At 43.7% G+C, this 13851-nt stretch carries 8 protein-coding genes; 2 read left to right on the plus strand and 6 right to left on the minus strand.

The genetic code is table 11. The annotated features are described in order from the left end of the window. Positions 1-103: 103 nt before the first annotated feature. A complete protein-coding gene (locus tag ABZD21_RS01700) occupies positions 104-487 on the minus strand; it encodes a GxxExxY protein (protein WP_372772403.1) in 384 nt (127 codons plus the stop codon). A gap of 642 nt (positions 488-1129) precedes the next feature. Continuing rightward, positions 1130-3967 carry a glycoside hydrolase family 2 TIM barrel-domain containing protein gene (locus tag ABZD21_RS01705; protein WP_372772404.1) on the minus strand — a complete coding sequence of 946 codons (2838 nt, stop codon included), beginning with the start codon at positions 3965-3967 and terminating at the stop codon, positions 1130-1132. A gap of 178 nt (positions 3968-4145) precedes the next feature. On the opposite strand from ABZD21_RS01705, the gene ABZD21_RS01710 reads away from it, so the two are divergent. After that, positions 4146-5300 carry a hypothetical protein gene (locus tag ABZD21_RS01710; protein WP_372772405.1) on the plus strand — a complete coding sequence of 385 codons (1155 nt, stop codon included), beginning with the start codon at positions 4146-4148 and terminating at the stop codon, positions 5298-5300. Between the two features lie 284 nt (positions 5301-5584). Here ABZD21_RS01710 and ABZD21_RS01715 read toward each other — a convergent pair whose 3' ends face one another. The 4 genes from ABZD21_RS01715 to ABZD21_RS01730 form a co-directional block, all read right to left on the minus strand. Beyond that, a complete protein-coding gene (locus ABZD21_RS01715; protein WP_372772407.1) occupies positions 5585-8071 on the minus strand; it encodes a glycoside hydrolase family 2 TIM barrel-domain containing protein in 2487 nt (828 codons plus the stop codon). Between the two features lie 95 nt (positions 8072-8166). After that, complete coding sequence (locus ABZD21_RS01720; RefSeq protein ID WP_372772409.1) at positions 8167-8484, minus strand: hypothetical protein; 318 nt, start codon at positions 8482-8484, stop codon at positions 8167-8169. 31 nt (positions 8485-8515) lie between these two features. Next, positions 8516-10222, minus strand: coding sequence for a hypothetical protein (locus ABZD21_RS01725; RefSeq protein ID WP_372772410.1), 1707 nt, complete (start codon positions 10220-10222; stop codon positions 8516-8518). Positions 10223-10229: 7 nt separating this feature from the next. Continuing rightward, on the minus strand, positions 10230-11804 hold the full coding sequence (locus tag ABZD21_RS01730) for a sulfatase (protein ID WP_372772412.1): 1575 nt from the start codon (positions 11802-11804) through the stop codon (positions 10230-10232). A gap of 507 nt (positions 11805-12311) precedes the next feature. Between ABZD21_RS01730 and ABZD21_RS01735 the strand changes: the two genes are divergently transcribed. Next, the gene (locus tag ABZD21_RS01735; protein WP_372772414.1) at positions 12312-13517 is read left to right on the plus strand and encodes a hypothetical protein; all 1206 of its coding nucleotides are present in this window, start codon (positions 12312-12314) and stop codon (positions 13515-13517) included. Positions 13518-13851: the final 334 nt, after the last annotated feature.

Here is a 13851-nt window from a genome sequence, read left to right on the forward strand (position 1 = left end):
TTTTATTTCAGTAATTTTTTTTTTAACAACGGAAATAGCGAAAGACACGGAACAAAGCAATCCATTCCTAATATTCATGTTCCGGATTAACAATACCATATTGTCATTTATATTTCCAAATCAATCGTTTTATTTCAGCCATCGGATAGGAACCAAAATTTACGAGCAATCCTAGTTCCATCCTCGTTGCTTTTAAGTAGTTGAGCACCTGTGCCTGATGTTCGTTGGTAAGCTCTTTTACCGCCTTTATCTCGACAATTATTTTGTCGTAACAGATAAAATCCGGCTTATAGACCTTCTCTAGCTGTTGCCCTTTGTATTCCAAATCGAGCAAAACTTGCGAACTAAAGGGAATGCCCTGTAACCCAAACTCTATTTCCAAACACTCTTGATAAACTGCTTCCAGAAAGCCACAACCTACTTCTTTGTAAACTTCGAAGATTGCTCCTCTGATTCTGTATGCTTCGTCGGCGTGAATTAACTCCATAGTCTTGATATTTAAATTACTCACGTCAAGTTACCACTTCTGGTTATAGCTATAATAATTATTTTTTATATACAATAATTTTGGGCATTCTCCCCGGGTTCCACAAGAGCAAAACGCTCAACCACGAATGGCACGGAAGCCGCGGAATAACAGCCAATAGTTTTCTGTTGTTGAAAAATACAATCCGTGTATTCCGTTTTTTCCGTTGTCCGAAAAAGAAAAACAACCACAGAAGGCACGGAAGCCGCGGAATAACAGCCAATAGTTTTCTGTTGTTGAAAAATACAATCCGTGTATTCCGTTTTTTCCGTTGTTCGAAAATGAGAAACAACCACAGAAGACTCGGAAGCCGCGGAATAACAGCCAATAGTTTTCTGTTGTTGAAAAATACAATCCGTGTATTCCGTTTTTTCCGTTGTTCGAAAATGAGAAACAACCACAGAAGGCACGGAAGCCGCGGAATAACAGCCAATAGTTTTCTGTTGTTGAAAAATACAATCCGTGTATTCTGTTTTTTCCGTTGTTCGAAAATGAGAAACAACCACAGCAGGCACGGAAGGCACGGAAAAAAGAGTAATTTTACTTCAGATATGAAATCTGTCCTCGTATTCTGTATTTTTCGTTGTTCTACCTCCATTTTCATCAGAATTCAAAAGTTAAATCCAACACAATCGGCTTGTCATCGTTCCCGAAATAGTGCTCCGTGTTTCCGTGTGGCCCCATGGTTTCCGGATCCTGAAACTTGGTCCCGATGCCCGGGATGTTCATCACAAACGAGATATCGCCCTGCGGAAACTGCGGATGTAGCCTTCCGTTCTTGTCTTCGGCCGGTTTCGCCGGAGTCAGCATCCTTAAATAAGTGTGCGGTGTTCGGCAATACACAGTGAAACCGTTGTCGTTTTTTCCCTTCACTTTCGACCAATAGAGGCTTGAGAAAAAGCCCTTAAACTCAGGGTAAACAAAGCCCGATTCGCCGGTAACGGTGTTGTTGTAATCATTCTCCCAAACCTGGAAACGTGTGCCTTTCATCCGGTTGCGCCAAACGCGGTAAGGGCCATCGCCCAGCCACTTCATGCCCGCTACCTCGCTTTCGGGAAATGAGAACGTGATTCCACGATAGCCTTTCAGGTTTCTGAAACCTTTCAATTCCACTTTCAGATCGAGTAAACCATTCGAGTGAACCGTCCACCGAATAATATCGGAGCGCGTTTCTTTCACGGTTGACCAGCCCGGCGACCAAACCGACTCTTCGAAAGTGGCCAGGATTTCCACATTTTCGCCTGTCTGATTCACCGTTACACTTTTGATTTTATCTTTTTGATTGAGAATGATCGGGCCGTTGTTGAGCGGAATTATCGTGTTACCTTTTTTTACTTGCTGAAGCAAACCGTTTTCTTCAGCAAAAATGTAAGTCATGCCATTGGCTTCAACAGTTATGATTTTATCTTGTGTTTCAACGGTAACAGTTCCACTTCCACTATTATCGACATCCTTAACATTCAACTGCTTAGGCGTTGAAGCCGGGTACGACCAGGTAAAAATTTCTTTGCCATGCGGATCGGTCGCGGTGAGATGTAGCACATCAGCCGATTGCCAGTTTTGCGGTATGGCGACTGTGAATTTTCCTTTTTCAGATGGAGCTAAATCAGGTAAACTAACTTCACTTTCAGCAAGGATTGTGGACTTTCCACTCCCCTCAGGGCCATCAAACGTCAACCATCTGGCTGTCATTTTACAATCACCCAAATTGGTATAGTGGTAGCGGTTTTCAATTCTGAAAATGCCGTTAAAGTCGGGGGTAATAAAGCGATCTTCGATGTAAATTGGCGACCAGATTTCCTTGATGGTGAAATAGCTGGCCTCTTTCTCGCCATAAGGGCCCACAATGCCGTCGGCAGCTTTGTTGCCCTGCAAATCAATCTCGCCATTGCGATCAGTTCGCGCAACCCCCTCATCAGCGAAATCCCATAAAAAACCGCCTGCGCTCAAGGGCAGACGCCACATTTTCTCCCAGTAGTCCTCCAGTCCGGCACCATGTCCACCATCATACAAACCATGCAGAAACTCGGTTGGAAACAATATTTTTTCTTTTGAATAGGCATCATTTACCAACGAATGATACTTGCTGTAGTGAATGGTGTTGGTTTTCTTGAAAATACTCCAGGGGTGAAGTACTTCGCGTTTTTGGATGTCCCACATGGCGTAATCATCATCCACTTCCGGATTCCAGCCCTGTTCGTTGCCATTGGCCCACAGTAAAATTGACGGGTGATTTACATCGCGCACCACGGTTTCTTTTACAATTTTGCGGGCGACCTCGGTATCCAACATGGGGTTGTGCCAAGTGCAAACCTCATCAATTACAAAAAGCCCAAGCGAGTCGCAAACATCCAGAAAGTGAACGTCAGGAGGATAGTGGCTCATGCGCACTGCGTTCATGTTCATGTCTTTCATCATTTCAACATGCTCAATGCTGATGGCTTTTGAAGTAGTGCGGCCTGATGTGGGATAGAACGCATGGCGATTGACGCCTTTAAATTTGATCCGCTCGCCGTTTACATAAACACCGTCACCTTCAAGCACTTCAACTGTTCGGAAACCGATTCGCTGGTCTACTTGATGAAGTACGGATCCTTTTCGATCTAGCAAACTGAATCGCAACACATACAGATTTGGCTTTTCGGGATTCCAGCTGAGAATATCGATTGCCTGAGCCGAAACATTCCATTTGCGAGTTTCTTTCTCCAGTTTGTCTATTTTGAGATCCTGAACTTTATTTCCTTTCAGATCAAAAAGTGAAAGTGAAATCTGATCGCCTATTTGGGTGTCAATAAAAACATCGGCAGTAATCCGACCATCCGCTTTGGCATCAATAGCCAAACGGTCGATGTTGTCTTTAGGTGAGGAAGTTAGATAAACCGGGCGATAGATTCCGCCAAAAATCCAGAAATCGGCTTCGCGCTCGGCGTGGTTCACCGATTGATTGGCCGATACTTTGTTCACTTTCACCTCGAGCAGGTTTTCAGCACCGAATTTCAGTTTATCGGTAATGGTGTATTTAAATTCGTAAAACGCTCCTTGATGAATTTCGCCCGCCAACTTTCCGTTGGTCTTCACCTCGGCATCGGTCATCACCCCTTCAAATACAATTTTTACGTCGCGGCTTTTCCAGTCGGCCGGAACCTGAAATTTGTATTTGTAAAGTCCGTATTCGTTGGACTGTTCTTCCAGTTTGTCGCTGCCGTAATTATAGGTACCGAAACCTTGCTGTTCCCAGCACGAAGGAACACCAATTTTAGTCCATTCGCCACTCATACGGCCATCGGAGCAGAAAAAATCCCATTCCACCAAATGATCTTTGTCGGTTCCGGATAAGTATTCAATTTGAGTGGTAATATTTGACACGCTTTGTGCATTCCCAGTCATGTAAGGAAACATAAGAGCAGTCAGCAGAAAGTAGTATAGCTTGATATTTTTCATTCTTGCCAGGTTTATCAGGTTATTCGTTTCGGGACGAAAAGTAGCGACAACGGATTTAAATATGTAACTTTAACGCTGCTTTAACGGTAGCTATAACGGTTTTAACGACCGGGATAAGGGGCAAAATTTCATTGAATTAGAAAAACACCCCCCGAAATAAACAAATGAATAAAACGGAATGCTTTCAACAGAGAAAAAACTAGAAATTACCGAACGAATCATAGCTAGTGATACGCTGAAAAATGCCCCAACGAGCATTGCCATTCTTCGCTATTTAGTTCAGGCAAATCTGGAAGAGCGCTCCCTGAAAGAAGGGATTATTGACATAGAGTTTTTTGGCGCCAAGCCAGAAGACGAGAACAATAATCCCCGGGTAAGGGTGAACATCTATAACTTGAGGAAGAAGCTTGCAAGTTACTACGAACAGGAAGGAGCCAATGATCCCTGGCAAATAAAAATTGAAAAGGGCCAATACGGGGTTACTTTTGAAAAAACAGAATTTAAACTCCGAAAGTTTCCGAAATCTGACCGGAAGCAAGTTTTGCCCTGGATGTTGGCTTTTCTGGCATTATCAATAACGGTAGTCAACCACTTTCCTCACCGAAAACCTCTTATTTGGAAAAATTTCTTCAACAATAAGCAACAAACCTATTTATTTGTTGGCGATGCGTTCGGCTATGGAGGGCATACGGTTTCAGGGTTGAACGGCTGGACTCGTGATTTCAGTATCAACAGTTTGGATGAATACTACGAAATGCTGGAGAAAAAGCCAGAGTTGAAGTCGATCACGGTCCCAACAGACTACAATTATTCAACTCGTATGGCAGAAAACGCCACACACGATTTGGCCCGTTTTTTTACCCGATGGGACAACGATTTTGAGATAAAATATGCGACACAGTCGACTTTTAGCGACATAAAAAAAGGCAACATCATTTATATTGGCCGCTTTAAGGATCAGAAAGATTTCACGTACTTATTTAACGAGGCCAACACGAAATTTAAAATACTGGATAATCAAATTCACTTTCTCGGAAACGAACAGCTACCAGCGGAAACGTTTGCCATGTCTCAAAACGACACCGAGTTAGACTATGCCTTGGTTTCGCGGGTTCCGGGACCAAACAACACCGAGCAATTTTTCTTTTTCTCGAACCACGATATTGGTGTGATGGCTACGGTGGAGTTTTTTACCAACCAGGATTCCCTCCGTGCATTCACCCAAAAGCATTTGGACGGGAACAGCTCCTTTACAGCTCTGTTTAAGTCTAAGGGAAAAGAACGCGTGAACCTGAGTCTGGAAGAAATTTTAGTAGTGCCGTTTAATCACTAATTGTACCCGACAGGCAGTCCCTCCTATCCCACCAATCTTGCAGGCTAAACTGAGATTGTTTATTTCCATCATTGTATTTCATAATGTTACGTCGACCCAAAACAATCCAACGGCACTTGCAAATCGTTGAATCGACTCTCACAGATCTAATTCAATTTGCATCACACCAATTAAAATGCCAGGAATACAGACTTAATTTTTAGTCCATGTTCCTGGCAATCGTTGGCTTATTTGTATGCGATTTTTTTGGCAGAAGTCCTTTTCCCTGAAGTAAAAATCGTTTACTACCGAGTTGTCACCTCAATTGCGTCGCTTTGCAATCCCTTTGACTTGGCGACGAGTTTAAGAGCGCCTGCTGCCCCATCGTTTGAGTTTAGGATCACTAGCGCCAGTCCGTTAAAGGCTTTGCGTTTGTTGTCCTTAAACGACTCCAAAGAAATTGAGCTACCATTGTCGACCCCCACAATTTTACCGGCACCTGAAACTTCGAAGTTGACCTGATTATCAGCCAGCGGACAGAAATTTCCATCTTTATCTTCAATTCGTACGGTCACATAGGCTAAATCTTTCCCATCGGCAACAATCGTATCTCGATCAACCGACAGTACGACCTTGGCAGGTTTTCCGGCAGTTTTGATTTCTTTGTCAGCCAGTGCTTTTCCGTTTTTGTAGCCCACTACTTTAATGGCTCCCGGCTGGTACGGCACATCCCAGCTAAGGATGTTGGGCGAATCGAAGGTTTTGGGTTCGTAGCGAAGAAAATCGACAATCAAGCTGGTTTTGTCCTTCCCTTTCACTTTGCGACCAACTGATTTGCCGTTCACGAACAACTCTGCTTCGTCGCAATTGGTGTAGCAATAAACCGGCACAATGTCGCCAGTTTTTATGTCGCAACCCGAGTTTTTGTCGGCCAGGTTCCAATGTGGCATTAGGTGAATCATGGGCTCGGTAGTCCACTGCGCCTGGTAGTTATAGAAACGATCTTTGGGAAATCCGGCTAAATCGACTGCCCCAAAATAAGAGCTTCGTGAGGGATAATCGCTGTTCCAGTGGTCGCTATTGTCGATATTGTCCAATCCGCCATACGGACTAGTTTCTCCCAGATAATCGAAACCGGTCCAAATAAATTCGCCTAAAATACGCGGGTTTTCTTTTTGGAAATGGAATTCAACATCGGGCGGGTAAACCCATGGCGGGCCAACAATATCGTAACTCGTAACCTGCAATGATTGGTGTTTCTCGTATTTATCAACCGGATAGTGGTATACCCCGCGACTGCTGGCCACACCCGAGGTCTCCGATCCGTACAGTGGCACATCAGGATAATTCTCAGAGAACCAACTATATTTCACCGGCTTGTAATTGGCTCCGGCAATATCTACCTGCTGCACCATATTAAAATCATAAGCAGCTGGAAACGAGTTGAAACCTGCGGTTGTTGGTCGCGAGGCATCCAGTTTCTTCACGGTGGCATTCAGTTCTTTGGCCATTTTCCAGCCAATGGTGGGTTTATGCTGTTCCAGAATCTCGTTGCCAATGCTCCACATGATCACTGATGGATGGCTGCGGTCGCGCAGTACCATATCACCCAGGTCGCGCTCCCACCATTGGTCGAAAAACTTGTTGTAGCCGTTTTTCACTTTTTCGATTCTCCAAACATCATACGCCTCGTCGATTACCAGAATACCCATGGCATCGCAAACCTCCAAAAACTCGCGCGAGGGTGGGTTGTGACTGCACCGGATGGCATTCACGCCCATGTCTTTCATGATTTCCAATTTGCGCTCGTCGGCACGTTTGTAAACCGCCGCTCCCAGGGCGCCGTTGTCGTGGTGCAGGTTAACGCCATTGAAACGAACCTGCTTGCGGTTGATGAAAAAACCATTGGCATCGTAGGTAATGTGCCGGATCCCAAATGTGCTTTTATAGGTATCCATGACTTTGTCGCCTTCCGAAATGGTAGTAATTGCCTTGTATATATTAGGTTGATACACATTCCACAAGGCAGGTTTCAGAATGTTTGTAAACACGCCCGACCAGCCTTTTTCGCCTGCAGGGATGGTAATTTCGTCCGAAGCAGTGGCAACACTTTTTCCGGCTGCATCGATATACTCATGTTTCACTTTAATGGTTTTGCTTTCGCCCGATTTGTTCACAATCGTTGTTTCGTGCTGCACCACTCCTTTTGCTTCGGTCGCGGTAGGTGTAGTGATGTAGGTTCCCCAAAGATCAACATACACCGGCTCGTCCACCTTCAGCCATACCGATCGGTACAGTCCTGCACCGGGATACCACCGCGAAGAGTAATCTTCGGGTGTAAGGCGCACCGCCACCACATTGTCCGAACCATCATACTTCAGGTATTTGCTGATATCGAACTCAAACCCGATATAGCCATACGGGCGGTGTCCCACTTCGTGCCCGTTTACCCAAACCACGGAGTTGTACATGGCACCTTCAAACTCAATGCGCACCACTTTGTCTTTTGCAGTGGCCGGCATTGCAAAATGCTTTCGATACCAGCCCGTGCCATGAACAGGAAGCGCCCCCATCCGGCAATCGTACTTCATATCGAATGGCCCTTCAATGGCCCAGTCGTGCGGCAAACTTAACTTTCGCCAATTCGAATCATCAAAATTTGACTGTTCTGCTCCCTCGGCTACATCGTTGTAAAAGAGCCAGTTCTTGTCGAAGTTTTCTTCGGGGCTGTACTGGGCAAAAGCGGCAGTAGCCCAGAGTGTAATCATAAGTACGGTTAATAAATTTCTCATATTCACTTTATCTAATTATTAAACTTAATGATCTATATCGCTAAACTCAGCAGGATACAATTCGATCCGATGAGTTTCTTTAACTGGAATCACCGCTATGGATTGTTCCTGAATGCCAGCCGCTTTGATGAAATGACCGAGTAGCCGTTAAAGCCCAAGTCATTTTTTTTAAAACTGACAGGACTTGACAGGCTGTAAATACCACCATACAGATGGCCAATAATGTCATCAGTCATATTTTTATTGACCATTGCCCCTTTTTGGTTAGCGGCCTCTAAGGAGTTAAAAGGAGAGTCAAGGCTTCCCTTGCCGTTTATTCCGGCTGATGGCGAAACATGGTAGTCAGTTTGAGCACCGGCTGCCCAAGCAACGGTGAGTCCCCAGGCAGATTGCATCAAAAATATTTTGATCATTTTTTTTGTTCGTTGGTATCATGCTGTGTTGCTAATTATTCAATAACAGCTCTAAACGTTTCAAGGAAATCGTAAAGGGTTCGTTTCCCTGACAGTGATCAGCTGCATAATCGACGTACAGAGTCGGGCAACAAGCATGTTGTTTCTTTAGAGTATGCCACTCGTTCCATTTGGTTGCATACGTTTCAAGAATATGGTTTGCCTCCTCGCTGTCAAAGAGTTTTCCGTCGTCCATTTGAGCAAATAGAATCTGGGTGCGGAACACCAGTTCGATCAGTTCGTATTTTATTCGTCCGTACGTAGTTGAAACCCTCAAAAACTCCTCGTCTTCTTTGTTCAGGAGTGAAATGCTTTGGGCAATTTTCTCCATTTTGTACCAAGTTGCCAGATTTGCTGCCTTCTCGGCCAGTACCTGTTCGGCTAAACCATTTTTCACGTAAACCGACATGTCCTGTGCAGAGAAAAAGTGGTCGCGAATCCACCACGGTTGCATCGTCTGCAAACTGGTGGTCTGCCCCTTAAAAACCGCATCAACCGATAGCAGACACAGTTCGCGCAGCTTGATAATATTTTCGGGAGACATATTTAGGACAGAAGAGGCATATTTATGGAAAAGCTCTTCTTCGGTTTTCTGTGGATTTCGGCAAAACTCGCGGATAATGTATTCGTTTAATTTAAGCCAGAATTCGTTGCCAAAGTAAGGGCCGTACCAGCCGTCGCCCCAGGTCCAGGTCCAAAAGCCTTTCACTTGCGGAGCATTGTACAAATCACGCAAACCCTTTTTCTCAATCATTTCGGGCCAGCCTTCGATGATTCCTTTCCCAATGTAATAAGGGTGAGCGTTTTTGCCATACATTCCCGCTTGATTGATCGACACTTCCACAATTTGCTGATGAGTTCCGATGCCAAGCGTTTTATTGAATGGAAGACCGCGCAGAAAGTCGCCATGTACGTGCTTTATCGAAAAATACAAATCAGGATGGGGCGCAACAGCATTCGTTACATCCAGATACATATCGGGATCGAGGTGAAGCTTTTTCTTCATTTTACCCCAGTCCCAGGTTCTATAAATCAGCTTTTTATTTCGTTTTACGCACACCTCCTCTCGCAACAAATTAAGGATGAGCACATGGTCTTCGGCAGAATATACCGGACGAGTTCCTTCGTGAAAAGGCGTATCGTGCAGGTAAGTTTCACCAAAGCGAATGGTCAAACCGTCTAATTTCGGAAACCTATAGAAGATCTCATCAATCTGTGCAACCAAAAGCTCCTGTGTGCGGGGTTTGTTAATCGACAACATGCCATCCAGTTGCATTTTGTCGCCATATTTCTGCATGATGGATCGGGGAACCACCAACACATCCATAAACGGGAACATGGGCACGCCGGCCTCCCCGGCAGCATTCACCATCAGGTCAATTTTGGCAGCATGGCGCTCAATCCATAGGCGCTCTTCACTATTTTCGGGCACAGCTGTAGTGTTCCACCGATCGTACGTGAGCGCACACTGAATTTCAAATTTAGGCACCTGCCCGTTGTAGCCCAATTGCTTAATATACTCAGGTTTTGTGTAGTTGGTCGTAAACAATGGTTCACCCGGATTGTGATGCACCATATTGAGCAACACCGGATAGCGTGTGGTCTGTTCTATGTGTTTTTGCGCATTTGCCTGCCAACCCGCAAAAGATAGAACCGCATAAAGTAAAAATGTAAATCGTATTTGCATTATTCTTTTCATCTGATTACTAATCGTTCCAATGTGCTTCTATAATTTTCTGAATTTCAGGATAGTTCTCGTCCGTTTCACGAAGTTCTTCCCGTTGTTTAGCGAGTTCTGTTTTTAGCTCACTAATTATCTCTTTGTAAGCCGGATCATGATAGCGGTTGTGCAATTCCTGAGGGTCGTTTCTAAGGTCGTACAATTCCCAACTATGTGGGGTTTCATTCGCAATGCCATGATAACTTTTTGCCCAATAATGCTTGCCGAATTCAGATTCGGGCAAATAGTGTTTTCCGTAGTAAAAAATCAGCTTGTAATCTTTGGTACGGAGTCCAAAATGTGCAGGCACGTAATGATGTACGATATGCATCCAGTAGCGATAATAGAGTCCGGTTCGCCATTTCTTCTCTGGCTTTCCTTCAATGGTATTGATGAAACTGTGACCCTGCATGTAATCGGGCGTTTTACTGCCAGCAATTTCAATCAGGGTTGGCGCAAAATCGGTATTGTTGATCAGCAGGTCGATGCTGCTCCCTGGCTTTATGGTTTTGGGCCATTGCATGATGAAAGGCATACGCATTGACTCCTCATACATCCAGCGTTTGTCCTGCAAATCATGTTCACCCAGCATCATTCCCTGATCGCTGGTATAAATGATAATGGTGTTCTCCCACAAACCTTCTGTTTTCAGGAACTCGAACAACCGGCCAAGGTTATCGTCAATGCCTTTGATGCAGCGAAGGTAATCCTTCAGATAACGCTGGTAGGCAATATGTGCCGACTCCAGCCCTTGCAATGAGTCACCGCAGAAATAGCTGTTGTAAGATTGGTATTGATGGCGATCGGAAACAGATGAACCGATATAGTTTCGGAGAGAATCATTCACTCCCCGGCTGCCTTCCGAGCCCCAACCGGGTTGGTAGTACATACTGGCAGGTTCTGGAATTTCAGTGTTTCTCAGGTAGTCGGAATAGCGTGGAGCATACTCAAACATGCCATGTGGTGCTTTAAAGTGATGCATCACAAAAAATGGCTTCTTCTTGTCGCGGTTCTCCAGGTATTCAATCACAGAGTTCGTAATTACATCACTGGAATGGCCTTCAGTTTTTACTGTATTTTGGGGCCAGTTGCCTTTACCTTTTTCATTAAAAACCGGGTTGAAATATTTCCCTTGGCTCGGCAGCACCTTGTAATAATCGAAATTGGCTGGTTCGTTTACCAAATGCCATTTGCCGATGATTGCTGTTTGATACCCCTGCCTTTTGAGTTCGATGGGCAAATATTGTTTTTCAGTTTCCAAGGAGCCGTCCAAATCCAACACTCCATTAGTTTGCGGATACTGTCCGGAAATGATGGAAGCCCGACTTGGCGTACAAATTGAATTGTTGCAAAATACATTTTTGAACAGCATCCCCTCCGATGCCAGTCGGTCGATGTTTGGCGTTGGATTCAGGCCAGCCAATCGCCCGCCATAAGCACCAATGGCATGCGCAGCATGGTCGTCGGCCATGATAAAGATGATGTTGGGCTGTTTGTATGTTTCTTGTGCAAAAACTGTTGCAGATAGTACCAGCTGCAAAAGACACAATTTAGCTTTCATTTGTTAGTGTTTTATTTTTAGTCAATTAAACCAATTTCAATACGGAATTTAATTAATTCCTTTTGAACAAAGTTTCATTATCGCTCCTTTTTCGACTACCTGTATTACAAACTCGTTCGACTTTTTGGAGTAGGCAATATCGGCGCTATTCCCATTTTTACAGGTAACTGATTTCTCCTTCTCCGAGTGCAAAATTTCGTTTTCAGGAAGGTTGAAAACAGTTGCGCTGTAATTGTTTCAAATTCGTTCGTATCGTTTCTGACATCCCTACATAGACCGCATTTTATTGGTGGCAATACACTAAACGCATCGTCACATTTTTTATAGCCATCGTTAGGTTGATTACTTATTCGTTCTGTCCTCAAAATTACACACATCATATCGTAAAACTCAGTAAAATAAACATTTAAACAGTAGTATAACGGTTAATTTAACTGTAAAACACCCCTGAGTTCGAATGAATTTACACCACTTGCTATCGCCGTGTTTTTGTACTTTTACGAAACTATGAGCAAGCCTATCAACCAAAATCAACTTGATGAATACCTAAGCAAAATTTGCAAAGACGAAATTTTTGCCAAATCGCCCCGCTATACTGAAATTTTATCCTACCTGGTTGAACAGGCTCTAAACGGAAACGACCTAAAAGAACATGTCATTGGGTTGGATTTGTTTGAGCAGAATTACAATGCTGACAAAAATGACGGCATTGTACGGGTTTATATGTATAATCTTCGCAAAAAACTGGAAACCTATTATGCCGGTCCCGGTCGGAACGACAGGTTAATTTTTTCAGTTGAAAAGGGTAGCTACAATCTTAAATTCGTATCCGTTGCAACCAACAAGAATTCGAATCATGAGCTTCAAAAAACAGCTCCCCCGAAACGACACAAAAATCTGGTACTTCCGGCAGTAATTTTAATTGTCTCGTTGATTGCGATTGGCTATTTTTCCTTTTTCAACAAAAAGCAATACTGCTGGAAAGCGTTTTTGGAAAAGGATGCGTCAAACCTATGCATTCTCGCCGATCAGGTGATATTGCACCGGAAAGGAGACAATCCAGAATATCTGGTTATTAATCCAGAAATCAATAGTTCGTCCGATTTTATTAGCTACACGAAAACTCACCATATCGACTCCTTAAACCTGATGGATTATACGTTCTTTACCAAGGCTATTCCTTATTCAATTCATCAATTGTCCCGATTTTTCACGATCCGTAATCGGGATTTTTCACACATCGCGGAGAGCGATTTCAGGTATAACGATACAAAAAAGAACAACATCATATACATTGGACAATATAAGACCATGAGTATTTCGAAAGAGCTTTTCCTGAAAAACAGCAAGATTTTCAAAGCCCACACAAACTACTTTGTCACCGTTAAAAACGCTAAGGAAACTCACTATAAACCGAAATTCGGAGAAGGTGTGCGCTCCGAATACGCGATGGTGTCCTATATGCCTGTGGGCAACGCGAGCAAAGCAATTTATTTTGTCTCCAACCACGATATTGGCACCATGGCGATTGTCAATAATTTTACAAACGAGGAGTTTTTAACCGATTTTTATAAGAATCTCCCATCATCATCGTCATATTTTAATGCCCTTTTTAAAGTAAACGGAGTGAATAGAACAGAATCCAGTTGTGAGCTGGTGGAGCTGGAGATTCTCGAGCAGCAGACATCAACACCCTACTCCACAGGTGATTAAACACATAAATGGCGATAATCTGGCAACTCTTCGGTTTCTTTCAAATAGTGACTCGATTGAACCATTCCTGAAGATATCGATGAGCTGTAGTCCATATTTCATTCAAATTGAAACATTATCGGAATAGAAAATGCGAAGCTAAATCCTGTGCCTGTTGTCATCGCGTCATTCACGCTAAAAAACTGAGGTCTGATGTATTGGAATCACAATACGCAAATCAGAATTGCTTAGCCCTCACAAACGAATGTATTAACTAATAATTTCAAATTACGCAAATTACTTCTTAATGTTGCTTAACACATTTTTAACGTTCGCTTAATAGCTAATTGTATTT

It is taken from the genome of Mangrovibacterium sp. (assembly GCF_041596335.1).
Taxonomy (GTDB): domain Bacteria; phylum Bacteroidota; class Bacteroidia; order Bacteroidales; family Prolixibacteraceae; genus Mangrovibacterium.

Coding starts and splice junctions, on each gene's coding strand:
- ABZD21_RS01735 (WP_372772414.1), top strand. CDS start 12,312: ATGAGCAAGCCTATCAACCAAAATCAACTTGATGAATACCTAAGCAAA.
- ABZD21_RS01730 (WP_372772412.1), bottom strand. CDS start 11,804: ATGAAAGCTAAATTGTGTCTTTTGCAGCTGGTACTATCTGCAACAGTT.
- ABZD21_RS01725 (WP_372772410.1), bottom strand. CDS start 10,222: ATGAAAAGAATAATGCAAATACGATTTACATTTTTACTTTATGCGGTT.
- ABZD21_RS01715 (WP_372772407.1), bottom strand. CDS start 8,071: ATGAGAAATTTATTAACCGTACTTATGATTACACTCTGGGCTACTGCC.
- ABZD21_RS01720 (WP_372772409.1), bottom strand. CDS start 8,484: ATGATCAAAATATTTTTGATGCAATCTGCCTGGGGACTCACCGTTGCT.
- ABZD21_RS01700 (WP_372772403.1), bottom strand. CDS start 487: ATGGAGTTAATTCACGCCGACGAAGCATACAGAATCAGAGGAGCAATC.
- ABZD21_RS01710 (WP_372772405.1), top strand. CDS start 4,146: ATGCTTTCAACAGAGAAAAAACTAGAAATTACCGAACGAATCATAGCT.
- ABZD21_RS01705 (WP_372772404.1), bottom strand. CDS start 3,967: ATGAAAAATATCAAGCTATACTACTTTCTGCTGACTGCTCTTATGTTT.